This window comes from Actinomadura sp. 9N215, assembly GCF_044326345.1.
In the GTDB taxonomy this organism is placed as follows: domain Bacteria; phylum Actinomycetota; class Actinomycetes; order Streptosporangiales; family Streptosporangiaceae; genus Spirillospora.
Window position 1 is genome coordinate 13,900 of record NZ_JBIRBA010000042.1, and the last position, 22,441, is coordinate 36,340.

20 protein-coding genes are annotated in these 22,441 nt (G+C 74.3%); 7 read left to right on the forward strand and 13 right to left on the reverse strand.

Translation table 11 applies throughout. The features are described 5' to 3' along the window. Nucleotides 1–42: 42 nt before the first annotated feature. Nucleotides 43–1,659: an ABC-F family ATP-binding cassette domain-containing protein gene (locus tag ACH34T_RS41615; RefSeq protein ID WP_396026528.1), complete on the reverse strand. Its 1,617-nt coding sequence runs from the start codon at nucleotides 1,657–1,659 to the stop codon at nucleotides 43–45. Nucleotides 1,660–1,921: 262 nt separating this feature from the next. Between ACH34T_RS41615 and ACH34T_RS41620 the strand changes: the two genes are divergently transcribed. From ACH34T_RS41620 to ACH34T_RS41635, 4 genes are all read left to right on the forward strand, one after another. Next, nucleotides 1,922–4,654: an ATP-binding protein gene (locus ACH34T_RS41620; protein ID WP_396026529.1), complete on the forward strand. Its 2,733-nt coding sequence runs from the start codon at nucleotides 1,922–1,924 to the stop codon at nucleotides 4,652–4,654. Between the two features lie 136 nt (nucleotides 4,655–4,790). Continuing rightward, the gene (locus ACH34T_RS41625; RefSeq protein ID WP_396026530.1) at nucleotides 4,791–5,744 is read left to right on the forward strand and encodes an ATP-binding cassette domain-containing protein; all 954 of its coding nucleotides are present in this window, start codon (nucleotides 4,791–4,793) and stop codon (nucleotides 5,742–5,744) included. Then, entirely contained in the window at nucleotides 5,741–6,526 is a 786-nt protein-coding gene (locus ACH34T_RS41630; protein ID WP_396026531.1) for an ABC transporter permease, read from the forward strand. Before ACH34T_RS41625 ends, ACH34T_RS41630 begins: the two co-directional genes overlap by 4 nt. After that, a complete protein-coding gene (locus ACH34T_RS41635) occupies nucleotides 6,523–7,317 on the forward strand; it encodes an ABC transporter permease (RefSeq protein WP_396026532.1) in 795 nt (264 codons plus the stop codon). The genes ACH34T_RS41630 and ACH34T_RS41635 overlap by 4 nt, the downstream gene beginning before the upstream one ends. Nucleotides 7,318–7,397: 80 nt before the next feature. On the opposite strand, the gene pheT is transcribed toward ACH34T_RS41635, so the two are convergent. From pheT to infC, 8 genes are all read right to left on the reverse strand, one after another. Continuing rightward, nucleotides 7,398–9,875: a phenylalanine--tRNA ligase subunit beta gene (gene pheT, locus ACH34T_RS41640; RefSeq protein WP_396026533.1), complete on the reverse strand. Its 2,478-nt coding sequence runs from the start codon at nucleotides 9,873–9,875 to the stop codon at nucleotides 7,398–7,400. Beyond that, nucleotides 9,875–10,984, reverse strand: coding sequence for a phenylalanine--tRNA ligase subunit alpha (gene pheS / locus ACH34T_RS41645; protein WP_396026534.1), 1,110 nt, complete (start codon nucleotides 10,982–10,984; stop codon nucleotides 9,875–9,877). Before pheS ends, pheT begins: the two co-directional genes overlap by 1 nt. Before the next feature lie 141 nt (nucleotides 10,985–11,125). Beyond that, complete coding sequence (locus tag ACH34T_RS41650; protein WP_396026561.1) at nucleotides 11,126–12,226, reverse strand: ATP-binding protein; 1,101 nt, start codon at nucleotides 12,224–12,226, stop codon at nucleotides 11,126–11,128. 227 nt (nucleotides 12,227–12,453) lie between these two features. After that, nucleotides 12,454–12,948 (reverse strand): STAS domain-containing protein, encoded by a 495-nt coding sequence (locus ACH34T_RS41655; RefSeq protein ID WP_396026535.1) that lies wholly within the window; start codon nucleotides 12,946–12,948, stop codon nucleotides 12,454–12,456. 278 nt (nucleotides 12,949–13,226) lie between these two features. Further along, a complete protein-coding gene (locus ACH34T_RS41660) occupies nucleotides 13,227–14,042 on the reverse strand; it encodes a TrmH family RNA methyltransferase (RefSeq protein ID WP_396026536.1) in 816 nt (271 codons plus the stop codon). A gap of 34 nt (nucleotides 14,043–14,076) precedes the next feature. Further along, complete coding sequence (gene rplT, locus ACH34T_RS41665) at nucleotides 14,077–14,457, reverse strand: 50S ribosomal protein L20 (protein WP_083980979.1); 381 nt, start codon at nucleotides 14,455–14,457, stop codon at nucleotides 14,077–14,079. Between the two features lie 79 nt (nucleotides 14,458–14,536). Then, complete coding sequence (gene rpmI, locus ACH34T_RS41670) at nucleotides 14,537–14,731, reverse strand: 50S ribosomal protein L35 (RefSeq protein WP_396026537.1); 195 nt, start codon at nucleotides 14,729–14,731, stop codon at nucleotides 14,537–14,539. Nucleotides 14,732–14,965: 234 nt separating this feature from the next. Continuing rightward, nucleotides 14,966–15,517 carry a translation initiation factor IF-3 gene (gene infC / locus ACH34T_RS41675; RefSeq protein WP_205717825.1) on the reverse strand — a complete coding sequence of 184 codons (552 nt, stop codon included), beginning with the start codon at nucleotides 15,515–15,517 and terminating at the stop codon, nucleotides 14,966–14,968. Between the two features lie 629 nt (nucleotides 15,518–16,146). On the opposite strand from infC, the gene ACH34T_RS41680 reads away from it, so the two are divergent. Next, nucleotides 16,147–16,656: an NUDIX domain-containing protein gene (locus tag ACH34T_RS41680; RefSeq protein WP_396026538.1), complete on the forward strand. Its 510-nt coding sequence runs from the start codon at nucleotides 16,147–16,149 to the stop codon at nucleotides 16,654–16,656. Nucleotides 16,657–16,666: 10 nt separating this feature from the next. Beyond that, a complete protein-coding gene (locus ACH34T_RS41685; RefSeq protein WP_396026539.1) occupies nucleotides 16,667–17,671 on the forward strand; it encodes a carbohydrate kinase family protein in 1,005 nt (334 codons plus the stop codon). On the opposite strand, the gene ACH34T_RS41690 is transcribed toward ACH34T_RS41685, so the two are convergent. Further along, nucleotides 17,605–18,309 (reverse strand): HIT family protein, encoded by a 705-nt coding sequence (locus ACH34T_RS41690; RefSeq protein WP_396026540.1) that lies wholly within the window; start codon nucleotides 18,307–18,309, stop codon nucleotides 17,605–17,607. The genes ACH34T_RS41685 and ACH34T_RS41690 overlap by 67 nt on opposite strands. A 206-nt stretch (nucleotides 18,310–18,515) precedes the next feature. Here ACH34T_RS41690 and ACH34T_RS41695 point away from each other — a divergent pair, with 206 nt between their 5' ends. After that, a complete protein-coding gene (locus tag ACH34T_RS41695; RefSeq protein WP_396026541.1) occupies nucleotides 18,516–19,928 on the forward strand; it encodes a prenyltransferase/squalene oxidase repeat-containing protein in 1,413 nt (470 codons plus the stop codon). Nucleotides 19,929–19,971: 43 nt separating this feature from the next. Here ACH34T_RS41695 and ACH34T_RS41700 read toward each other — a convergent pair whose 3' ends face one another. Genes ACH34T_RS41700 through ruvX form a run of 3 tightly spaced genes read right to left on the reverse strand, consistent with a single transcriptional unit; the run spans nucleotide 19,972 to nucleotide 22,408 of the window. Beyond that, nucleotides 19,972–20,820: a shikimate dehydrogenase gene (locus ACH34T_RS41700; protein WP_396026542.1), complete on the reverse strand. Its 849-nt coding sequence runs from the start codon at nucleotides 20,818–20,820 to the stop codon at nucleotides 19,972–19,974. After that, on the reverse strand, nucleotides 20,793–21,953 hold the full coding sequence (gene mltG / locus ACH34T_RS41705; protein WP_396026543.1) for an endolytic transglycosylase MltG: 1,161 nt from the start codon (nucleotides 21,951–21,953) through the stop codon (nucleotides 20,793–20,795). Before mltG ends, ACH34T_RS41700 begins: the two co-directional genes overlap by 28 nt. Beyond that, nucleotides 21,950–22,408, reverse strand: a complete 459-nt coding sequence (ruvX, locus tag ACH34T_RS41710; protein WP_396026544.1) for a Holliday junction resolvase RuvX — start codon at nucleotides 22,406–22,408, stop codon at nucleotides 21,950–21,952. The genes mltG and ruvX overlap by 4 nt, the downstream gene beginning before the upstream one ends. Nucleotides 22,409–22,441 lie beyond the last annotated feature (33 nt).

The window sequence follows — 22,441 nt, forward strand, 5'->3', positions numbered from 1 at the left end:
GCCGCACGACCCGTGACCTCGGCTCAGGTCCCGTCCACGTGGTTACAACGGGTCTATCTCTGTTAGGCCGGTCGTTTTGTCCATTCGGAGCCAGCGGGTGATTTTCAGGGTTCGGAGGAACGGGACGTCGTGGCTCACCACGATCAGGGCGCCCTGGTAGGCGGTGAGGGCCTGGGCCAGTTGTGCGGTGCTCGCCATGTCGAGGTTGTTCGTCGGCTCGTCCAGCAGGAGCAGCTGCGGGGCGGGCTCGGCGAGCAGCAGGGACGCGAGCACGGCGCGGAACCTCTCCCCGCCCGAGAGCGTCCCTGCGGGCCGCTCGGCCCGGGTGCCGCGGAACAGGAAGCGCGCCAGGCCGGCCCTGATCTTGGACGGAGGCGCCGACGGCGCCCGCAGCCGGACGTTGTCGACGACGGTGAGGTCGTCGTCGAGGACGTCGAGCCGCTGCGGCAGGTAGCGGACGCCGTCCACGCCGATCTTGACGTCCGTCCCCTCGGGGACGCGGTCGCCGGTGAGCGTCCGCAGGAACGTGGTCTTGCCGGAGCCGTTCGGGCCGGTCAGCGCGATCCGCTCCGGGCCCCGGACGATCAGTTCGGCCAAGGTGCCGACGTCCGGGTCGGGCGCGGTCAGGCCCGTCACGGTCGCGACGGTCCGGGCGGCCGGGACGCGGGTGGCGGGCAGGTCGACGCGGATCTCGGCGTCCTCGCGGACCGCATCCTCCGCCTCGCCTAGCCGGTCGCGGGCGTCGGCGAGCCGCTCCTCGTGCAGGATGCGGTGCTTGCCCGCCGACTCCTGGGCCTGCCGCTTGCGCGCCCCCATCACGATCTTCGGTTCGCGCTTGTTCTCCTCCATCTTGGCTCCGTAGCGCTTGCGGCGGGCCAGCTTGACGTGCGCCTCCACCAGGTCGCGCTTCTGGCGCCGCACGTCGGTCTCGGCGGCGCGGACCGCGCGCTCGGCGGCCTCCCGCTCGACCGCGAGCAGCTCCTCGTAGGCGGACAGGTTCCCGCCGAACGTCCGGACGGCCCCGTCGCGCAGGTCGGCGATCTCGTCGACCCGGTCGAGCAGCTCGCGGTCGTGGCTGACGACGACGAGGACGCCCGTCCAGGACGCGACCGCGTCGTACAGGCGGTGCCGGGCGTCCAGGTCGAGGTTGTTGGTCGGCTCGTCCAGCAGGAGGACGTCGGGACGGGCGAGGAACCTGGCGGCGAGGGCGACCATCACGGCCTCGCCGCCGGACAGGGTCGGGACGGTCCGGTCCAGGTCGAGGTGGTCGAGGCCGAGCCGGTCGAGTTCGGCGCGGGCGCGTTCCTCGACGTCCCATTCGTCCCCCACCGCGGTGAAGTTCTCCTCGGTGGCCTCGCCGCGCTCGATGGCGTGCAGCGCGTCGCGGACCCGGCTGATGCCGAGCAGGTCCGCGACGGTCGCGGCGCCGTCGAGGACGAGGTTCTGCGGCAGGTAGCCGATCTCCCCCGCGACGCTCACCGCGCCCGACGCGGGCCGCAGCTCACCGGCGATGATCTTCAGCAGGGTGGACTTGCCGGAGCCGTTGACGCCGATCAGGCCCGTCCGGCCGGTGCCGAACGCGGCGTCCAGGCCGGTCAGGACGGGGCTGCCGTCCGCCCAGGCGAACGACAGGTCCGAGCACACGATGGCGTATGACATAGGCGGTCTCCATGGTGATTGAGCAGGTGCGGGACGCATGGAGACACCGCGGGTCGCGCGACGCGCCGGCGGGCATGAGAAAGCCCGGCGAGACGGGAGTCCGTACTGAGGTCACGTGCGCGGGCCGACGGACGGCCGGTGCGCGGTGTCGGACCTCAGATCCTCAATGGACTCCCCTGCCGGGCGGTGATGTGACCACAGCGAGGTTACCCGATGTCTTATCGCAACACAAGTAGCGATAAGACTGCGGCATGCTGGCCGGGTGGATCCTGTCAGCCCGGTGTTCGCCGGGCGCACCGCCGAGCTCGCCGCGTTACGCGCCGCGCACGCGCGGGCCTGCGCGGGCGAACCCGCCGCCGTCCTGGTCGGCGGCGAGGCGGGCGGCGGCAAGACGCGCCTCGTCGCCGAGTTCGCGCGCGGCCTGCGCACGCTGACCGGGGCCTGCCTCGACCTCGGCGCCGCGAGCCTGCCGTACGCCCCGTTCACCGCGATCCTGCGGCGCCTCGGCCGGGACGCGATCGTCTCGCTGATGCCCGCGGCGACCCTGCCCGAGCTGGCGCGGCTGACGCCGGGCCTCACCGCGGCCGAGCCCCCGCCGGACGACGGCACCGGGCAGCTGCGGCTGTTCGAGCACGTCCTGGCGCTGGCCGAACGGCTCGGCGCCCGGGATCCGGTGACTCTGGTGTTGGAGGACGCGCACTGGGCCGACCGCTCCACCCGCGACCTGCTGTCGTTCCTGTTCCGCAACCCGCCGCGCGCGGGCGTGCTGCTGGTGGTCACCTTCCGTCCCGAGGAGCCGGGCACGCGGCCGCTGTTCGCCGACCTCGCCCGGCTCCCCCACGTGACCCGGCTCGACCTGCCGCCGCTCACCCGGGCGGAGGTCGCCGACCAGGTCCGCGGCATCCTCGGGGCCGCCGACCCGGCCATAGTGCGGGACGTGCACGCGCGTGGCGGCGGCAACCCGCTGTTCGTCGAGGCGCTCGTCGGAAGCACCGGCCCGGCCGTGCCCGGGTCGCTGCGGGAACTGCTGCTCGCCCGCGTCCACCGGCTGCCCGAGGACGCGCGGGCGGCGCTGCGGGCGGCGAGCGCCGCGGGCGACCGGGTCGGGCACGGCCTGCTCGCGGCCGTGACCGGCCTGTCCGATTCCGGTCTGGGCGAGGCGCTGCGCCCGGCCGCCGACCACGGGCTGCTCGTCGCGGACGGCGACGGCTACGCCTTCCGGCACGCGCTCATCCGCGAGGCCGTCCACGAGGACCTGCTGCCCGGCGAGCGCTCCGCCCTCCACCGCCGCTACGCCGCGACGATCGAGCGCTCGCCGGAGCTCAGCGACGCGCCGGCGAGCGCGCTGGCCGTCCACTGGCAGGGCTGCGGCGACCACGCCCAGGCCCTGGCCGCCGCGTGGCGCGCCGCCCGGGAGCGGTATGCCGCCGCCGCCCACGCCGAGCAACTGTCGCTGCTGGAACGCGTCCTCGGCCTGTGGGACCGGGTGCCCGGCGCCGCCGCCCTCACCGGCCGCACCCGCCACCAGGTGCTGGAGGCCGCGACCGAGGCCGCCGGCGCGATCGGCGAACCCGGGCGCGGGCTGCCGCTCGTCCAGCGGGCCCTGGACGAGACGGACCGCCGCCGCGAACCCGCCGCGGCCGCCCGGCGGCTGGCCCTCCGCGCGCTGATGCGCGGCTACCAGGGCGAGGAGAGCGAGCTGGACGACCTGCGCGAGGCCGAACGGCTCGCGACCGGCCCGGCCCGCGTCCTGGCCCTCACGCGGCTGAGCTCCCGGCTCCTCGTCTACGGGGAGATGGACGAGGGCGAGCGGTTCGGCCGGGAGGGGCTGGCGCTGGCCCGCGCCGGCGGCGACCGCGAGGCGATCCCGCACCTGGAGATCACCGTCGCGGCGGCCGCCGCGCGGGACGGCGACGGCGACCCGGCGGCGCTGGAACGGCTCCGGGAACGCGATCTCGGCGGGTGGGAGCGCGTCCGGGTGCTGAACACGCTGGCGCACTGCCGGCTGAACACCGGCGGCCCGGCGGGCGCGCTGGCGCTGACGGCCGAGGGGCTCGCGGTCGCAGAGGACGCCGGGCTGGCGCGCAGCGGGGGGCTGGCGCTGGCCGTCAACCGGGTCGAGGCGCTGTACCGGCTCGGCCGCTGGGACGAGGCCGCCAAGACGCTCCAGCGGTACCTGGACCGGCACCACGCGCCCGCGTTCCGCCTCCAGACGATGATCTGGCGGATCGCGCTGCTGGCCGCCCGCGGGGACGGCCCCGAGCCCGATCCGGAGGCGCTCGCCGTACCGCTCGACGCCGGGTTCCCGCAGACGACGCTGCCCCTCGCCCAGATGATCGTCGAGTGGCGGCTGGCGGACGACGACCGTCCGGCGGCCCGCGCCGTCGTGGACGCCGTCCTGCGCCATCCGCGGCTGACCGTGCAGCCCTGCTACCTGTGGCCGCTGCTGGAGGCCGCCGCGCACGCGGGCGGGCCGCGCCTCCCCGAGATCGCCGGGCTGGCGGCGCGGCTGCCCGTCGCGACCCCGATGGCGGAGGCGCACGCGGCGGCCGTGTCCGCGCTGACCGGCGGCCCCGCCGCGTGGGACGCCGTGATCGCCGCCTGGGAGCGGATGGAGCAGCCCTATCCGCTGGCGCGGGCGCTGTTCCACGCCGCGTGCGCCGACCTGTCCGCCGGGGACCGCGCGGCCGCCGGGACGCGTCTCGACCGCGCCGCCGGGATCGCCGCCCGGCTCGGCGCCGCGCCGCTGGCCAGGCGGATCTCCGAGCGCGCCCGCCGCGCGGGCCTGTCAGGACCGGACGGCGGACCGCTCACCGCCCGCGAGTCGGAGGTGCTGCGGCTGCTGGCGCGCGGCCGCTCCAACCGGGAGATCGCCGAGGACCTGGTGATCTCCCCGAAGACCGCCAGCGTCCACGTCTCGCACATCCTGGCCAAGCTCGGCGTCTCCTCGCGCGGCGAGGCCGCCGCGGCCGCCCGCGACCGCGGCCTGGCCTAGCCCGCGGCCGCCCGCGACCGCCCGCGACCGTCGCCTGCCTTGCGCGCGCGACCGCGGTCGGGCTTAGCGCGCCGGCGGCCGACAATAAGCCGCCGCCTTATGGCCGCGGGCCGGGCCTTACCCGGACGGTGGTGGCATGGAAGCCGCCGTCCGCACCACCGGCCTGCGCCGCGTCTACGCGCGCAAGCGCCGGGACACCGTCGTCGCCCTGGACGACCTGTCCCTCACCGTCGACCAGAACGAGATCCACGGGCTGCTCGGGCCGAACGGCGCGGGCAAGACCACGCTCGTCAGGATCCTCTCCACCGTGCTGCTGCCGTCGGCCGGGTCGGCGCGCGTCCTCGGCCACGACGTCGTGGCGGACGCGCGGGACGTCCGGTCCCTGATCGGGCTCGTGCTCGGCGGCGACCGGGGCCTCTACGACCGGCTCACCGCCCGCCGCAACCTGCTGTTCTGGGGCGCGCTCTACAAGCTCGACGCCAGGACGGTCCGCAAGCGCGCCGACGCGCTGCTGGAACGCGCCGGCCTCGCCGAACGGGCGGACGACCCCGTCGAGAGGTTCTCGCGCGGGATGCGGCAGCGGCTGCACCTGGCGCGCGGGCTGCTGCACGAGCCGCGCGTGATGTTCCTCGACGAGCCGACCTCCGGGCTCGACCCGGTCGCGGCCGGCGCCTTCCGGCGGCTCGTCCGCGAGCTGCGCGACGAGGGCCGCACGTTCCTGCTCGCCACCCACGACATGGACGAGGCGACGGCGCTCTGCGACCGGGTCACGCTCATCGACCGCGGCCGGATGCTGCTGACCGGCGAGCCCGCGCGCGCCGGACGGTTCCTCGGCGACCGCGAATGCGTCGACTACACCGACCAGGACCCGGCCCTCGCCGAGGCAGTGGCCGTGCTGCCCGGCGTGACCGACGTCGAACGGCGCGACGGCGCGCCCGGGCAATGGCGCGTCCACACCGCCGACCGGGACGCCACCCGCCGCGTCCTCACCCACCTCCTGGACCTCGACGTCCTCACCGCCCGGCGCGGCGAGCCGACCCTCGAAGAGGTCTACCTGCGCGCCGTGGGCGACCGGGGGATGCGGGTGTGAGCGGCCCGCCGGCGACGCTGCGCGTGCTGTGGCAGGCCGTGCTGCTCCAGGTCGGGCTGTCGCGGCGGAGCCCGGAGCACGCCCTCATCCTGCTGATCGCGCCCTTGCAGACGACGACGATGCTCGCGCTGGCGGTCACGGCGGACCGCCCGGACGTCGTGGCGAACGCCGTCCTGGCGCCGGGGCTGATCGGGCTGTGGGTCGCCGCCCTCGACTACGCCGGACGCGTCGTGACCGAGGACCGCTGGATGGGACGTTTCACCCCGATGATCGCGGCGCCCGTCCCGCTGGGCCTGGTCGTGGCCGGACGCGTCGCGACGGTGGTGCTGGTCGGCGCGGCGGCGTTCGCCGAATCCTGGCTGGTCGCGGCCCTCGGGTTCGGACGGGTCCTGACGATCGCCGACCCGCCGCTGTTCGCGGTCGCGGTCGCCGCGACCTGCCTGGCGACGGTCGGGACGGCCACGCTCATCTCGGCGGTGTTCGTGATGTCGCGGGCCCACGAGGTGCTGCAGAACTCGCTCGGCTACCCGTTCTACATCCTCGGCGGGATCCTCGTCCCGGTGGCCGTGCTGCCGGACTGGCTGCACCCGTTCAGCCGTGTCGTGTTCCTGTCGTGGAGCGCGGAGCTGCTGCGCGACGCCGTCCACGGGGACGGCCACGGCTGGGCGTGGCCGGTCGCGGCGATCCTCGGGCTGGGCGCCGCGGCGATGGCGGCCGGGCTGTGGCTGACGCGCCGCTACGTCGACCAGGCTCGCCGCGAGGGGACGGTGGGGTTCGCATGAGGCACGCGGTCCGGATCGCCCGCGAGTCGCTGGTGCTGGGGTTCGCCGAGATGGGCGCCGTCTACACCTGGCGGACGTGGACGTTCGGCTGGCTGGTGCGGCTGCTCTGCCAGGCGACGTTCTACGCCCTGCTGGGCCGCTACGTCGGCGACGAGCCGACCATGCGCTACGTGCTGGTCGGCAACATCGTGGTGCTGGCCTGCATGGAGTCCACCATCGTGGTGATCTCGCTGGCCGGGGAGCGGGCCATGGGGACGCTGCCGCTGCTCGCCATCGCGCCGTCCGGGCACCTGCCGGTGTATCTGGGCCGCGGGCTGCAGTGGATGGTGACCGGCCTGACCAGCTCGCTCGTCGCGTGGCTGGTCCTGCCGCCGCTGCTGGGCGTCCCGCTGCCGTGGCCGCGCGCCCTGTACGCGGCGCCGGTGATCGTGCTCGTCCTCGTCAGCAGCTACGGGTACGGGTGCGCGCTGGCGGGCGTCGCGCTGCGGATGCGCGGCGTCGAGTGGCTGGTGCTGAACTTCGCCTACGGCGTCGTCATGACGTTCGGCGGCGTGAACGTCCCGATCGACGTGTGGCCCGGGCCGCTGCGGATCGCGGTGAACGCGCTGCCCGTCGTGCACGGCCTGGAGGCGGTGCGCGGCATCCTGGACGGCGCGCCTCCCGGCCACATCATGGGCCTGATCGGGATCGAGGCGCTGGTCGGCGCCTGCTGGTACGCGGTGGCGGCGCTGTCGATGGGACGGCTCGTGTCCGTCGGCCGCCGCGACGGAAGCCTCGACCACGCCGGCTGAGACGCGAACGCGCGCCCCGGGCGAACCCGGGACGCGCACTCGACACTCAAGCCCCGGCGCCGGTCGGGTGAGGCCGCCGGTCAGGCGCCGCGCAGGACGGCGCCGGTCCGCTCGGACGCGGACGCGACGGCGCCGGCCCTGGCCCGGGACGTCTCCTCCGCGGTGAGCGTCCGGTCCGGGGCGCGGAACCGCAGCGCGTACGCCAGCGACTTGCGGCCCTCGCCGACCTGCTCGCCGGTGTAGACGTCGAACAGGCGGATGGCCTCCAGCAGCTCCCCCGCGCCCTCGCGCAGCGCGTCCTCCACCTCGGCGGCGGGCACTGCGGCGTCGACGATCAGCGCGACGTCCTGCGTGGCGACCGGGTAGCTCGACACGTGCGGCGCGCGGACCGGCACCGGGTCGCCGAGGCGGCGCAGCTCCAGCTCCATCGCGCACGACCGCGCCGGGATCCCGTACGCCTTCGTGACGCGCGGGTGCAGCTCGCCCGCGTGCCCGACCAGCGTGTCGCCCGCGTACAGCGCGGCGCAGCGGCCCGGATGCCACGGCGCGTGCTGGTCGGCCTGCACGGTCAGCTCGACGCCGACCTCGCGGGCCACCGTGCGGGCGGCCTCGACCGCGTCCGCCCACAGCGCCGGACGCCCCCCGCCCCACCAGCCGGACGGCTCCCGGTCGCCGGACAGCACGACCGCGACCCGCTGCGGCTGATCGGGCAGCGCCGCCTGGAGGGAGGCCAGCTCGTCGGCCGTCGGGCCCCGGTCGACCGCCAGGCGCGGCGCCCGCTCAGGCGCGTCCGGACGCGGCCGGAACACCACGCCCGTCTCGTACAGGGCGGCGTCGCCGAAGCCGCGTCCCACGTTCAACGCCAGCACCTTGAGCAGGCCGGGCAGCAGCGTGGTCCGCAGCAGCGGCTCCTCCTCCGACATCGGGTTCGCGAGCCGCAGCGCCCGGCGGCGGGCGTCGTCGGCGGGCAGGTTCAGGGCGTCCCAGTCCTTCTCGGCGACGAACGGGAACGCCAGCACCTCGACGTACCCGGCGCCGGCCAGCGCGCGGCCGACGCGGCGGCGCAGCCGCTGCCGTACGGTCAGCCCCTTCCCCTTGGCCGGGCGCGGCGGCCTGGCCGGGATGTCCTCGTACCCCTCCAGCCGGACGACCTCCTCGGCGAGGTCGTTCGGGTCGGTGAGGTCGGGACGCCACGACGGCGGCGTCACCGTCAGCACGTCGTCCCCGTCCACCGTGCAGCCGACCTGCTCCAGCCGCCGGACGACCGCGTCCCGCCCGTAGGCCATGCCCGCGACCTTGTCGGGGTGCCCGGCGGGCATCGTCACCGTGACCGGCTCGACCGGCGCCTCGGCGTGCGTGACGCCGGGCATGACCTCCGCGCCGCCCAGCTCGGCGAGCATCCGCACCGCCCGGTACGAGGCGTACAGCGGCAGCTCGCGGTCGACGCCCCGCTCGAACCGGTAGGACGCCTCGCTGTGCAGCCGGTGGCGGCGGCTCATCCGGGCGGTGCCGATGTCGGCGAAGTGCGCGGCCTCGATCACCATGTCGGACGACCGGTCGTCGATCTCGGTGGCGAGGCCGCCCATCGTGCCCGCCATGGAGATCGGGCCCGACTCGTCGGTGATGAGGATGTCCTCGGGGTCGAGGGTCCGCTTGACGTGGTCGAGCGTCTCCAGCTTCTCGCCGGGCGCGGCGCGGCGCACCACGATCGGGCCGGTGAGCTTGCCCCGGTCGAAGGCGTGCAGCGGCTGCCCGAGCTCCAGCATCAGGTAGTTGGTGATGTCCACGGCCAGCGACACCGGCCGCATCCCCGCGCGGTGCAGGCGGACCCGCATCCACAGCGGGGTCTTCGCGTCCGGGTCGAAGCCGCGCACCTCCCGCAGCACGAACCGGTCGCACGCCGTCGGATCGGCGATGCTCGCCGGATACGATTCCCCGTTCTTCGGGGGAAGCTCCACGTGGGCCGGATCGGTGAACGGCACCCCGTACGCGACGGCGGCCTCGCGGGCGATGCCGCGGATCGACAGGGCGTAACCGCGGTCCGGGCTGACGGCGATGTCCAGGACGTCGTCGCGCAACCCGAGCAGCTCCACCGCGTCCGCGCCGACGGGCGTGCCCGCCGGCAGGACGAGGATGCCGTCGTGGTCGTCCCCGATGCCGAGCTCGGCGACCGAGCAGATCATGCCCTCCGACACCCGCCCGTAGGTCGTGCGGGCGCCGATCTCGAACCCGCCGGGCAGCACGCCGCCCGGCAGGATGACGGCCACATGGTCGCCGGCGGAGAAGTTGGACGCGCCGCAGATGATGTTCTGCGGCTCGCCGGTGCCGTTGGCCTTGCCGACGTCCACCCGGCAGTAGCGGATCGGCTTCTTGAACCCGGTCAGCTCCTCGATCGCCAGCACCTCGCCGACGACGAGCGGGCCGGTGATGTCGGCGCCGGCCTGATCGACGGTCTCGACCTCCAGGCCCGCCGCGATCAGCTTCTCGGCGAGCGCGCGTCCCGTGACGCCGGCGGGCAGCTCGACGTACTCGCGCAGCCAGGAAAGCGGGGCCCGCATCAGATCTCCATCCCGAACGGGAGGGTGAACCGGACGTCACCCTCCACCATGTCGTACATGTCCTCGACGCCGTGCCGGAACATCAGCGTCCGCTCGATGCCGAGCCCGAACGCCCAGCCGCTGTAGCGGTCCGGGTCGACGCCGCAGGCCACCAGCACCCGCGGGTTGACCATGCCGCAGCCGCCGAGCTCGATCCAGCCCTCCGAGCCGCAGGTGCGGCACGGCGCAGCCCCCGGCTCCGCGGACACGCCGCGGCACACGAAGCACTGCATGTCGACCTCGCCGGACGGCTCGGTGAACGGGAAGTACGACGGCCGGAACCGCGTCTTCAGCCCCTCGCCGAACATGCCGGTCACGTAGGCGTCGATGCCGCCGCGCAGGTCGGCCATCGTCAGGCCCTCGTCGACGGCGAGGCCCTCCAGCTGGTGGAAGACGGGGCTGTGGGTGGCGTCCAGCTCGTCGGTGCGGAACGTCTTCCCGGGCGCCACCACGTACACCGGCAGCTCCCGCGACAGCAGCGACCGGATCTGCATCGGCGACGTGTGCGTGCGCATCACCAGCCCCGACTCCTCCGACTCGACGAACAGGGTGTCCTGCATCGTGCGGGCGGGATGGTCGGGCAGGAAATTGAGCGCGTCGAAGTTGAACCACTCCGCCTCGACCTCGGGGCCCTCGGAGACCTCGAAGCCGAGCGAGACGAAGACGTCCGCCATCCGCTCCTGCATGGTGGTCAGCGGGTGCCGGGCGCCGCGCGGTGCGCGGTCCCACGGCAGGGTGACGTCGACGGTCTCCTCGACGAGGACGCGCTGGTCGCGTTCCTCCTCCAGTTCGGCCTGGCGCTTCTTCACGGCCTGGGCGACGGCGCCGCGGGCTGCGCCGATGCGCTTGCCGGCGTCGGCGCGGGCCGCGGGCGGCAGCGCGCCGATCTCGCGGTTGGCGAGGGCCAGTGGCGAGCGGTCGCCCGCGTGCGCCAGGCGGACCTGCTTCAGGTCGTCGAGGTCGGCCGCGGCGGCGATGGCGGCGAGGGCCTCGTCGCGGGCCCGTTCGAGCTCTTCCGGCTGCAACGCGGACACCTCGACGGGATCGTAGGACTTGTTGGGTGCAGACATGGCTGTGTGATCGACTCCGGTCGGCGTGGGACGCCCGCAGTCTAGTGCGCGGGCGGTGAAGATCCGGAAAGCGTGCGCGAAACGCGCTGGCCCGCCCAGGGGCCCTGGTGACCGGCCGTCCCGGCGCGTTCGGCGCCGGGCTCAGGTGGCGTAGTCGGGGGCCCCTGCGGGCACGGTAAATCGGAACTCGGCGCCGCCGCCGGGCGCCCGCCGCACGGTGATCACGCCGCCGTGCGCCTCGACGAGCCCCTTGACGATGTAGAGCCCGAGGCCGGTGCCGCCGCGGCGGTTGCCGCCCGGACCGCGCCAGAACTGCCGGAAGACGCGCGGGACGGCCTCGGGCGGTATGCCCTCGCCCTCGTCGCGCACCGACACGGCGGCTCCCTCCTTGTGCGCGTCCGGCTCAACCACGATGGTGACGGTCCCCGCACCGTGGCGCACCGCGTTCTCGACCAGGTTACCGAGGATCTGATCCATCTTGTCGGGGTCGAGCCACATCTCGGGCAGCACGCCCCGGGACTCGAACCTGAACCGGTCCTCCGGCTCGCCGGCCGCGACCCGGCCCGCGATGACCTTGCGGACCTCGTCGGGCAGGTCGACGACCTGGCGGTGCATCTCCAGCCGGCCGGCCTCGATGCGGGACACGTCCAGCAGCTCGGTGATCAGCCGCGTGACGCGGTCGGCGTCGGCGTTGACCGTCTCCAGCATGACGCGCTTCTGGTCGTCGTTGAAGCGGTGCCACTTGGCCAGCAGCGTCGCGGTGAACCCCTTGACGCTGGTCAGCGGGGAGCGCAGCTCGTGGGCGACGGTGGAGACGAGGTCGGCGCGGTCGCGTTCGCGGCGGGCGCGCTGCAGGGCGTCGCGCAGGCACACCGTGAACCGCTCCACGCGGCCGTCGCCGTCCCGCCGGTACGCGGCCGTCACCAGCACCTCGGCGCCGCCGGGCAGGAACAGCACGCGCTCGGGGTGGCGGGTGCGGGTCGACAGGCCGTCGTAGGGGGCCAGGCACTTCCACCAGTCGCGGCCCTCGGCATCGTGCAGCGGGAGGACGTCGCGGAAGTCGCGGCCTACGGCGGACGCGGCGGCGACCCCGGTCATCCGCGTGGCGGCGGCGTTGAACACCGTCACGCGGGCGTCGCGGCCGGCGACGACGAGCCCGTCGGGCAGGTCGTCCGGCGACACTCCGCCGGGGCCCGGGACGGCGGCGTCCGCGGAAGTCGCCGCGGGCCGTTCCGCGGGCATGCGTGCGGCCACGCGAGGGGGTTCCTCTCCGCCCACAGCGGCCTCCAGAACACCGAAGAGTACGCGGCCTGTCGAGAAGAGACTCTAGCCGCAGTCGGGCGCCTTGCGGGACCCGCAAAGCGCCCCGCGGCAAGGCATGTGTAGCCCTCGGGCCGTGTCGCGGCGGGCCTGGAACGCCCCCTCACCAGGGGGCCTGCGGCCGGAGCCCGCGGACCTCGTCCGCGGCCTCACCGGGATGTGGTCGACGAGTCGTGCTCGGCGAGCGCCGCGGCGACGTCCGGGTGGACGGCGAACAGCCGGTCGAGACCGGTGATGCGCAGCAGCCGCAGCTGGGCGGGACGGACCCCGGCCAGCGAGATCTCACCGCCGGACACCGCGATCCTGTTGTGCGCCGCGACCAGCGCGCCGAGCCCGGCCGCGTCGCAGAACGGGACGGCGGCGAAGTCGACCACCAGCCGGCGCGGGCCCTCCCCGCGCGCCTCGACGAGCCGCGAGCAGAGCGTGTCGGCGGTGCGCAGGTCGATCTCGCCGGTCACCACGAGGACGGCGGTGTCGCCGCGCACCCTGGCGATCTCGACCTCCAGCTCGGCGGCGGCGCCCTGGATCCCGATGGCGGGAAGCTGCGGGGCCGCGGGTGCCGGGCCGGCGGCCGGCGCCGTCCGGCACCGCACCTCCGGCCCGCGCCGGCCCGCCCTCCTGGCCGGCCTGAACTCCTCGGTCATCACTTCGCCCCCACTCTGCACGGCATCGTCGCCGCCCCTGGTCAACGCACTGATCAACACGGTATGCACCGGACGACCTGGGCGGATCCATCGCCCGGCCCGTTTGCGGCTCCTACCTGCGGACGAGTCCGGCGCGGTCGCCGGCCCCCCCGGCCCGCGTCCGCGCGCAGCCCATCTTCGCAGCTCACCGGTCGGCAAGCGGCGCTTATGGCGACCGATTGCGGCCATCCGATCACGGATCGCACTGAACCGCCGCGACCGTCGGCACGTGCGGTCCGTCACGTCCCGCGCTGGGCGCGGGCCGATGCATAGAGGCATACGGCCGCGGCCGTCGCCAGGTTCAGGCTCTCGGCGCGCCCGTGGATCGGCACCCGGACGACCTCGTCCACGTGCCGGAGGATCTCGTCCGGCAGGCCCCAGGCCTCGTTGCCGAACACCCAGGCGGTGGGGCGCGCGAGGAGCCCGTCGTCGATCGCGTCGTCGAGGGTGCGGTCGCCTGCGCCGTCCGCCGCGAGGACGGTGAGCCCGGCGCCCCGCAGTTCGGGGATGAGCTCGTCGAACCGCGGGCCGACGACGACCGGCAGGTGGAACAGGCTGCCCGCCGAGGCGCGCACGCACTTGCCGTTGTAGGGGTCGACGGACGCGTCGGTGAACACGACGGTCTCCGAGCCCGCGGCGTCGGCGGTGCGCAGGACCGTGCCCGCGTTGCCGGGGTCGCGGACGTGCGCGAGGACGGTCACCAGCCGCGGCCCCGCCTCCAGCGCCTTGCCCAGCGGGACGTCGACGAACCCGCAGACCGCCAGCAGCCCCTGCGGCGTGACGGTCTGCGCGAGCTCGGCCATGATCTCGCCGCTGACGCGCAGCACCGGCGCGCCGGCGCGCTCGGCGGCGAGGACCAGGTCGGGGTGGCGGGCCTCGGCCTCCGCCGTGGTGAACAGCTCGGCGAGGCCGCCGGGGATCTCCAGCGCCTCCCGCACCGCCTGCGGCCCCTCGGCGAGGAACCGGTTCTCGCGGCGGCGGAAGGCGCGCTTGGCGAGCCGGCGAGCGGCCTTCACCCTCGGTGACCGCAGGGAGGTCAGCTCGCGGCCCGCCATGTCGCTCCGCCCGCCCGAGTCCGGGAGACCCGGATCAGGCGGCCTCCGTGCTTCCCTCGGCCGGGAGCGCGTCCTTGGCGACCTTGACCAGGGCGGCGAACGCGGGCGCGTCGTTGACGGCGAGCTCGGCGAGCATGCGCCGGTCGACCTCGACCTCCGCGGCCTTCAGGCCCTGGATGAACCGGTTGTAGGTGATGCCGTTGGCGCGGGCCGCGGCGTTGATCCGCTGGATCCACAGCCGGCGGAACTGGCCCTTGCGGTCCTTACGGTCCCGGAACGCGTAGGTCATCGAGTGGAGCTGCTGCTCCTTGGCCTTGCGGTACAGGCGCGAACGCTGACCGCGGTAGCCGCTCGACCGCTCCAGGACGACCCGACGCTTCTTGGCGGCGTTGACCGCCCGCTTCACGCGTGCCACGTGCTGTGCTCCTTCGTGGGGGCCGGGGCCGTCCGGGCCTCGGCCGGTCGCTGATGTTCCTGTCGCTGATGTTCGAGTGCTACTTGCGCAGCAGCTTCTTGACGTTCTTCGCGTCGGCGTCGGCCACCACGGCCGGGCCGCTGAGCCGCCGGGTCCGCTTGGACGGCTTGTGCTCGAGCAGATGGTTGCGGTTGGCGCGGCGGCGCATCACCTTGCCGGTGCCGGTCACCTTGAAGCGCTTCTTGGCACCGCTGTGTGTCTTGGTCTTCGGCATGGTCGCCGTCGTCTCCCTCTGTCCCTGCCCCCGTGCGGACGGCACGGGGGCGCACCTGATCGGCGCATCGCACGGGGTGCGTTCGCTCCCGGTGTCCGTGGACGCGCCAGGTCAGGCTTCAATGTACGTGCGCCGCGACCCCGCTCTGCGCGAGGCCGCGGAGATGGAACCGCCGCGAGGTCGTGGAGCCGGATCCGGCTCCCCGTCGGCCGCGTGGCCGGTCCCGGGCGGCCGTCAGGCGGTGCCCGCCTCGGTCTCCTGCCCGCGGGCCGTCTTCTTCTTGTGCGGACCGATCACCATGATCATGTTCCGGCCGTCCTGCTTGGGCCGCGACTCGACGAAGCCGAGCTCCTCGACGTCGTCGGCGAGCCGCTGCAGCAGCCGGTAGCCGAGCTCGGGGCGGGACTGCTCACGACCGCGGAACATGATCGTGACCTTCACCTTGTCCCCGGCCTTCAGGAACCGCACCACGTGACCCTTCTTGGTCTCGTAGTCGTGCGGGTCGATCTTCGGGCGGAGCTTGATCTCCTTGATGACCGTGTGCGCCTGGTTCTTCCGCGCTTCCCGTGCCTTCATCGCAGACTCGTACTTGAACTTGCCGTAGTCCATGAGCCTCGCGACGGGCGGGCGCGCGGTGGGCGCCACCTCGACCAGGTCGAGGTCCGACTCACGCGCGATTTCAAGGGCCTTGGCGATGGGCACTATGCCCACCTGTTCGCCGTTCGGGCCGACGAGACGGACCTCGGGCACGCGAATGCGGTCGTTGATACGCGGTTCGGCGCTGATGGGACCTCCTTGGGGCCGTTCTCACGTTGGTTGGACCGGTCGTACCCCGAGGCTCCCACGAGAAAAGCCCCGCACGACTCACGTACGGGGCCACCTTCGGTCTCCCTGGACGGCCATGCCGTCCAGGGACGACGGCGGGACGGGCACCGAACGCCCGCTCGCCGGACCGCGGACCCACCGGCTTCGGGTCTGGGGTCGTTCCCCAGGTGAACACCGCGGGCTCCGGCAAACCGCCCTCTGGGCGGCGAACAGGAACCGCGGCTTCGTCAGCCGGTCAGGTGGGAGGTGGCCTCCGCTTGTGCGCCCGGCGCACGCTCCAATGGCAGTCGCGCGCGCAGGGCCGGTCGGCCACAAAGACTACCACCTGCGGGGGTGTTGTGCGTCATGCCCCCCGGCCGCCCTCGTGGGACCCGCGTGAGGTACGCCACCTTCGTCAACGGCGGCGGCCTCCCGCCCATTCCCGGGGAGGGTGAGGGCGTTCTGACGCGGCGGGGCCCTCGGCATGTCGGCGGCGGCTTGTTACGGTGAAGCGAGGACGGCCCGTCCTCCAGCCCCCACCCACCGCCATTCAACGGACGAGCTCCGCTCGACGCCCGGTGGGGCCGGCACCAAGGGAGGTTGATCCCGCGATGCCCTCGGTCGAGGCCGGCGAAGCCGGCCCCCTCACCGCTTTGTCACCGATCAGCCTGGCGTTCGCCCAGAAGGCGTTCATCGTCTCCGGGGGGCGGCTGCTGCTCGTCCGCAAGTCGGCGTCCGACCCGTTCCACCCGGGCCGCTGGGAGGTTCCCGGCGGGCGGCTGGAGGTCGAGGACGACCTGGACCTGGACGACCACATCCGCCGGGAGGTGTGGGAGGAGGTCGGCCTCAAGATCGACCCGGGGCCGCCGTTCCACCTGTGGCAGTGGTTCATGCCCGACCGTTCACCGCTCGGCGGCGGTCAGGCGCGGGGCGGGCAGATACGCGTGGTGGCGGCGGCGCGGCGGTGCAGGCCGGTGACGCTGGACGCCACCCTGGAGAACCAGGAGACCGGCGACCATCTGGACGGCTGCGCCTGGGTGCCGCTTCCCGAGGTGCGCGCGTACGACCTGATCCCGAGCCTGCGTCCGGTGATGCGGGCGTTCCTGCTCGCGCCCGGGTGACGCCGGAGCCATGGTCTCGTCCCGATCGCCGGCGGAGTGGCCCGGCCTCGACGGCGTGGACGAGCGCCGCTTCGACGTGTTCGTCATCGGGGACGTGGGGATCGAGGTCCGCGCGACGCTGCCGGACGTCCGGTTCGCGGAGCTGGACGCCGACCGGCTCGCCTACGCGCCGGCGCGGGCGATGGTCGCCGGGACGGCGGTCAACCTGGCCCGGTGCGCGACGCGCTACTTCCGCCGGGTGGGCGTGCTGGGCAAGGTCGGCGACGACGACTTCACGCCGGTGATCCGCCGGGAGCTGCGGCGGATCGGGGCGGACGACCACCTGCGCGTCGAGCCGGGCACGCCGAACGGCGTCTCGGTGATGCTGCGCGACCGTCCGGGCGGCGATCGGCGGGGAGTGGGGCGGCCTGGGGCGGCGGGCGTGCGGCTGCTGGTCGTCCAGGACGAGCCGCCGGGGCGGCGCCTCGCCGCGCCGGAGGTCCGCGCGGCGGCGGCCGGGATCGAGGGCGCGGACGTGCTGGTCACCGACGGGTACTCGCTGCTGTCCCCGGTGTCGCGGGCGGCGCTGCACACGGCGGCGCGCATCGCCCGCGACGCGGGGACGCGGGTGGCGTTCGACCTCGTCCCGCACGACGTCGACGCGCGGCTCCCCGCGGACGACGTCCTGCCGATGACGGCGCTGGCCGATCTCGTGATCTCCGAAGCGCCCACGCTGGCGCGGCTGCTCGGGCAGCCGTCCCCGGCGACGGGGGGCGAGGTGCGGGAACTGCTCCCCGTGCTGGACCGGGCCGTGCCCGGACGTCCGCTGTGGCTGCTGCGCTTCGGCGACACGTCGCTGGAGCACACGCTCGCGTACCAGCGGGACGGGCTGCTGATGGAGTACCCGACGGGCTACGCGGACGGTGTGGAGCGCGCCGGGTTCGGCGACCGGCTGGCCGCGTCGGAGCTCTACTGGTGGCTTTCGGGAGGGGCGTCCGCGTCCGGTAGCGCGGTGGTCGCTCCGCGCAGCGCCTGAAGGGTGCGGAAGAAACGGCGTCTGCTGGACGGGAGCCCGAACGTCTCCTGCCAGCGCCAGGTCTCGTCCTGTCCGGCGGCCGTGACGGCCCAGCGCAGGAACTGGCTCCGGACGCCGTCACCAGGATGGACGGTCGCGATGCCGTCCTCCTCGATGAGGAGGTAGGAGCGGCCGGTGCGAAGGTATGCCCGCAGTGCGGCGTGGTCGGCGGGCGTGCCGGTGAGGCCTCGTTCCTCCACGACCGTCCGGACGCCGGGTGTCCCTGGGAGGAAGTGCCAGTGGGCGTGGTCGATGCACGCGCCTCCGCCTTGGGAGCTCGCCGGTCCGTGCTCGAACAGCAGCAGTTCGCGGGTGCCGTAGGCCCGGAGGTAGAGGCGGGCGACGCGGTCCCGCCAGCGCAGCGCGCGTTCCCACAGCGCCGGGCAGAACGCGGCGGCGCATTGGTGGTGTTCGCGGGTGACCAGCAGGACGTGCCCTTCGGCGAGCGGCGCGACGTCCGGTATCAGGAGGAAGTCGGCGTCGCGGGCGATGACGCCCGACTCCCCCGGCAGGTCGGCCATCCCGTTGAAGCGGAATCGCAGGGGCGGGCACAGGACGCATTCGGGACCGGGCTCGCTCCACGCCGTCGGCTCGACCAAGCCTCCTCCAGCTCCACGGGTCGTCGCGGGGAATCGCTCGACTTCCAGCGTGCCCGGCGCCCGCGCGGGCGATCCTCGTCGCCACGGTTGTGTACGGCCGTGGATACCGACATGGAGCGCAAGGGGTACGGGGCTCGACTTTGCGGGCACAAATGGAGCAGAAGGCAGAACCGTGAACCAGAAACCTCCGTGAACCAGAAACCTCTGTGAATCAGACACCTCCGCTCCCCGCACCGGCGCCTCGCGCCGACCGTCCCCCCGCCATACCCCGAGCGCGGTCCCGGTCGGCGCGCGGCGCGTCCCGGGCGGGCGAGGACGCCGCCGTCATCGACATGGCGGTGCTCGACGCCCGGCTGAACGAGTCGCTGGACGTCCTGCGCGACACCTACGCGCCCGCGCTCGGCACCGGCGGCGGCTGGTACCACGAGCTGACGAGGCCCGAGCCCGGTACGACCGCGACCGCGCTCGGGCTGCTGGCGTTCGTGGAGGCGGGCCACCCGTTCGAGTACTTCGACGAGGGCCTGGCGTTCCTCGCCGCCCGGCAGACGAGCTCCGACGACGCGCTGCGCGACGGCGGCTGGGCCACCAAGACCAGCCTCGGCATGCCGGTGGTGGAGGCGACCGGCTGGATCGCGCGGTTCCTGGCCCGCGCCCGCTGCGACCTGCGCGACGACGCCCCCGACCTGAGGCGCGCCTACCGCTGGCTCCTGCACAACCAGAACCCCGACGGCGGCTGGGGATCGCTGCACGGCTGCCGGTCCCGGGTGTGGCTGACGTGCCTGGCGCTCCGCGCGCTCAGCCAGCTCAACCCGTACGACCCGGCCGTCGACCGGGGCGTGGAGTGGCTGACGGCGGACCGCACGGCGAACCGTCCAGGCTGGGGGCCGACGCAGGCGTCCAGGCCGACCGTCACCCACACCGCGTTCGCGCTGGTGACGCTGGCGGAGGCGCGTCCCGACCTGCGGTCCGAGCGGCTGCTCGACGCCTACGACTGGCTGCTGGCCAGCCTCGACCCCGACGACGAGCACGCCTGGATCGAGACCTACGACGTCTCGCCCCAGGGCGCCGGGTCGAAGCCGGTGTGGCGGCTGGCGCTCTGGCACTACGGGCTCCCGATCGCGCTCGCCGCGCTGCTGCGGGACCCACGCGGCCCGAACGGCCCGGCCGTCGCCCACGCGTTCCGGACGCTGGCCCGCGGCGAGGTCGCCGACCCGCGCTGGAACGGCTACCCGGGCAGCGGGCGCACGTCCCTGTGGACGCTGTGGTGGCGGCTGGAGGCGCTGATCGCGCTCGCCAGGCTCCCGCTCGCGGGGAGCGCCGACGTCCTGCACTGGCTGCCGGACGCGGCGATCGTGCAGCGCGGCCACGCCCGCGAACGTCCCCTGGCGGACCTGCTGCCGCACCGCCGGCTCGTCGACCCGGCGGCGCTCGCGCGGCGGCACTGGGCGGCGGGCCTGCTGGTCCTGGTGTGCCTGTGCAGCGCGTTCGGCGTCGCGGCCGGGATGTGGGGGTGGAAGGACTTCTGGCTGAGCGTGATCCTGCCGGTCGTCCTCACCGGGGTCAGCGAGTCGATGCGGCGGCGCCGCGGCCAGCGCGCACCGCCCCCCGCCCCGCCCTGACCGGCCCTGCTGGGTGCTGGCGGGTTCTGGCGGAGATGCCTGGTCAGGCGCGGCGGTCGAGTTCGGCCTCGCCGGCGGCGCGCATCGCCTCCACGGGGACGTCCTCGCGGCCGGTCATCAGCGTCACCTGCCGGACGGCCTGGTGCAGGAGCATCGCGAACCCGCCGACGACCGTCCCGCCGGACCGCCGGACGGCCGCCGCGAGCGCCGTCGGCCACGGCGCGTACGCCACGTCGAACAGGGCCGCGCCGGACGCGGCGACCGGCTCGGCGAACGGGTCGGCGGCCCGTCCGGGCAGCGTCGACACCACCAGCTCGGCGGGCAGGTGCGCGGTCACGTCGTCGAGCGGCACGACCCGGACCGCGAGCCCGAACCGCTCCCCCACCCGCGCGGCCTCGGCGGCGCGCTCGGGCGTCCGCGCGGCGAGGACGGCCTCGTCCATCCCGAGGCCGGCGAGCGCGGCCAGCGCGGACGCCGCCGTCGCGCCGCCGCCGAGCACCAGCGCGGACCCGGGCGCCTTCAGGCCCGCCTCGGCGAGCGCCGTCACGATGCCGTGCACGTCGGTGTTGTCGCCGTGCCGCCGCCCGTCCCGCAGGACGATCGTGTTGGCGCCGCCGACCTTCACCGCCAGGTCCGACACCGTGTCGACCAGGCCGAGCGCGACCCGCTTGAGCGGCATCGTCAGCGACAGGCCCGCCCATTCGGGGCCGAGGCCGTCCAGCAGCGCGGCCAGGCCGTCCTCGCCGCACTCGATCGCGTCGTAGGACCACGCGTCCAGGCCCATCGCCGCGTACGCCGCGCGGTGCAGCACCGGCGACAGCGAATGCTCGATCGGCGACCCCAGCACCGCCGCGCGGCGGCCGCTCACTGCCCCGGGTGCGCTTTCTGCCATGCCCGGAACTTCTTCTCCAGCCGCTGCCGCTCTTCCTCCGTCGTGGCGAACTCGGTGATCTTGTTGGTGGGGTCGGTGGCGATGAAGAACAGCCACGGGCCCTGCTTCGGCGTGAGCGCCGCCTCGATCGCGTCCGGGCCCGGGTTGGCGATCGGGCCGGGCGGCAGGCCCTTGTGCTTGTAGGTGTTGTACGGCGAGTCGACCTGGAGGTCCTGGTTGGTCACCGTCAGGGTCCGCTTGTTCAGCGCGTACAGCACCGTGGTGTCGAACTGGAGCGGCATGCCCTTCTCCACCCGGTTGTAGATCACCTGGGAGATCTGCGGCAGGTCGCTGGGCTTGCCGCCCTCCGCCTGGACGAGGCTGGCCAGCGTGATGACCTTCGCCGGGCTCAGGCCCGCGTCCCGCGCCTTGCCCTCCAGATCGACGCTCTCGGCCTCCTGGTTGAAGCGGGCGACCATCTGCTTGAGGATCTGCTCCGCCGAGGCGTTCGGGTCGAGGTCGTAGCGTCCCGGGTAGAGATACCCCTCCACCTTGCCCTTCGCGTACGAGGGCAGTTCGAGCGCGTCCGGCTTCTTCGCGGCCGCCTGGAACTCCTTGACGGAGATGCCGGTCTTCTTCGCCAGCAGCTCGTAGGTCTCGACGGCCCGGCGGCCCTCCGGGATGGTGATCTGGTTGCCGGCGCGGGACTTCGGGTCCAGCAGCAGCGCCATCGCCGCCGCCGACGACATCCTCTGCCGCATCTGGTAGAAGCCCGGCTGGATGGTGGAGGCGCGCGTCTCCTTCGTGTACGCCTTCACGAACGCGCGGGCGCTCTTCACCACGCGGTGCTCCTCCAGCGTCGACCCGATCGCGAAGCCGCTCGCGCCGTCCTTGATCTGGACGGTGACGTTCCCCGAGCCCTGGCCGTCGTAGTCCGGCGGGTGGCGCTTGTTGTCGAGCCACGCGTACCCGAGGACGCCGCCGGTGCCGAACACCGCGACCAGGAACGCCATGGCGAACAGGGCGGCGGCGCGGCCGTTGCGCCTGCGCCGCTTCTGCCGCTTGCGGACGCGCCGCTGGTCGCGCCTGCCGTACCGGTCGTCCTGCGGACGCCCGTCGCCGTACGGGTCTGAGAAGAGGTCCAAGTCGTTCATGAGCTCCCCCGGACGATCTCGCCTGGGGGGCGTCCCGTCAACCGTTCCGCGTCAAGGGCGGCCTGGAGCAGGACGGACGCGGCGGCCTGGTCGACGACCGCCCGCCGCGCCTTGCCGTGCACCCCGCCCGCGCGCAGGCCGCTCTCGGCCGTGACGGTGGTGAGCCTCTCGTCGTACAGCCGGACCGTGTCCGGGGGGAGCCGGTCGGCCAGCCGGGCCGCGAAGCGCCGCGCCGCCTCCGCAGCCGGGCCCTCGCGGCCCGACAGCGACGTCGGCAGGCCCACGACCACCTCGATCGCCTCGTGCTCGGCGACGAGCGCCACGAGCCGGTCGATGTCGCCCTTGCCGCTCTTCACGGTCTCCAGCGGCGACGCGAGGATCCCGCCGGGGTCGCAGCGCGCGACCCCGATCCGAACACTCCCGACATCGATTCCCAACCGGACACCGTCCCTCATCGGCGTGCCCCCGCCCGGCGGGCCGGTCCCGGT

Excerpts from the sequence above, each read along its gene's own strand:
- ACH34T_RS41615 (WP_396026528.1), bottom strand. The coding sequence starts at position 1,659 with ATGTCATACGCCATCGTGTGCTCGGACCTGTCGTTCGCCTGGGCGGAC.
- ACH34T_RS41625 (WP_396026530.1), top strand. The coding sequence starts at position 4,791 with ATGGAAGCCGCCGTCCGCACCACCGGCCTGCGCCGCGTCTACGCGCGC.
- ACH34T_RS41635 (WP_396026532.1), top strand. The coding sequence starts at position 6,523 with ATGAGGCACGCGGTCCGGATCGCCCGCGAGTCGCTGGTGCTGGGGTTC.
- pheT (WP_396026533.1), bottom strand. The coding sequence starts at position 9,875 with ATGCGGGCCCCGCTTTCCTGGCTGCGCGAGTACGTCGAGCTGCCCGCC.
- pheS (WP_396026534.1), bottom strand. The coding sequence starts at position 10,984 with ATGTCTGCACCCAACAAGTCCTACGATCCCGTCGAGGTGTCCGCGTTG.
- ACH34T_RS41650 (WP_396026561.1), bottom strand. The coding sequence starts at position 12,226 with ATGCCCGCGGAACGGCCCGCGGCGACTTCCGCGGACGCCGCCGTCCCG.
- ACH34T_RS41655 (WP_396026535.1), bottom strand. The coding sequence starts at position 12,948 with ATGACCGAGGAGTTCAGGCCGGCCAGGAGGGCGGGCCGGCGCGGGCCG.
- ACH34T_RS41660 (WP_396026536.1), bottom strand. The coding sequence starts at position 14,042 with ATGGCGGGCCGCGAGCTGACCTCCCTGCGGTCACCGAGGGTGAAGGCC.
- rpmI (WP_396026537.1), bottom strand. The coding sequence starts at position 14,731 with ATGCCGAAGACCAAGACACACAGCGGTGCCAAGAAGCGCTTCAAGGTG.
- ACH34T_RS41680 (WP_396026538.1), top strand. The coding sequence starts at position 16,147 with ATGCCCTCGGTCGAGGCCGGCGAAGCCGGCCCCCTCACCGCTTTGTCA.
- ACH34T_RS41685 (WP_396026539.1), top strand. The coding sequence starts at position 16,667 with ATGGTCTCGTCCCGATCGCCGGCGGAGTGGCCCGGCCTCGACGGCGTG.
- ACH34T_RS41700 (WP_396026542.1), bottom strand. The coding sequence starts at position 20,820 with ATGGCAGAAAGCGCACCCGGGGCAGTGAGCGGCCGCCGCGCGGCGGTG.
- mltG (WP_396026543.1), bottom strand. The coding sequence starts at position 21,953 with ATGAACGACTTGGACCTCTTCTCAGACCCGTACGGCGACGGGCGTCCG.
- ruvX (WP_396026544.1), bottom strand. The coding sequence starts at position 22,408 with ATGAGGGACGGTGTCCGGTTGGGAATCGATGTCGGGAGTGTTCGGATC.